The organism is Janibacter sp. CFPM2_SD2 (assembly GCF_057364645.1).
Window position 1 is genome coordinate 1 of sequence record NZ_JBNFOF010000387.1, and the last position, 783, is coordinate 783.

Genomic DNA, 783 nt, shown 5'->3' on the forward strand with positions numbered 1-783 from the left:
CGCCGGCTGGGTGCTGCCGACGAGGCTCCACGGGGCCGTGACGAGGTCCTGCGCGTCGTCGCCCGGGCGCAGCCGGACCGTCGTCGAGATGCTCGACTCCGGCAGGTCGCCACCTCACGACGGAGGCCTGCGGGTCCTCCCCCGCCGCGAGGTCGGCGCCCGCCCGCGGGTCCCGGGTGATGAGCACCGGCCCGTCGCCGGCGGGCACGGTCAGCCCGGTCTCGATGCGCGGGCCGTCCTCGAGCTGCACCTCGCGGATGCCCAGTGGTGCCTGCGCGGCGGCCTCGGACGCCCGCGTGAGCTCGAGGGTGACCGTCCGGCGTTCGCGCCCGTCGAGCGGGATGCGCCAGGTCGTCGTGGAGCCGACCCCGCACCCCCGTCGCTGCCGTCGACCTCGACGGCAGCGAGACCGGCGAGGTCGCCGCCCCATGCCTCGTGGACGAGCAGGGCCGTCGGTCGCGCCCCCGGCGCAGGGTGAGGGTCACCCGCTGGGTCCGGGCACCGTCGCCGCTCACCCACGCGGTGCGCGGGTCGCCGTCGACCATCGATGCGGGCCCGTCGCCGGCGCTGCGCCATTGCCGGGCGAAGGGGTCGGCTGCGCTCGACGAGACCGCCACCCGGGTGATGCCGTCGTGGAAGCGCGTCGTGCGTCCCCGCTCCTGCCCACCGGGCTCGAGGTCGCGCGTGCCGAGGAGCTCGGGCCAGAGGTTGTCCGCCGCCAGGGTCGGGCTGTGCCCGGCGGCCGGCGGGCGGCCGGGTGGCCGTCGTGGCCCAGGACGACAT

The 783-nt window shown here is 77.7% G+C and carries 1 protein-coding gene; it reads right to left on the bottom strand.

All coding sequences use genetic code 11. The annotated features are described in order from the left end of the window. The coding region (locus AC2W7J_RS18555) for a hypothetical protein (protein WP_485984271.1) at nt 1-430 on the bottom strand (430 nt) is incomplete at its 3' end. Between the last annotated feature and the right edge of the window lie 353 nt (nt 431-783).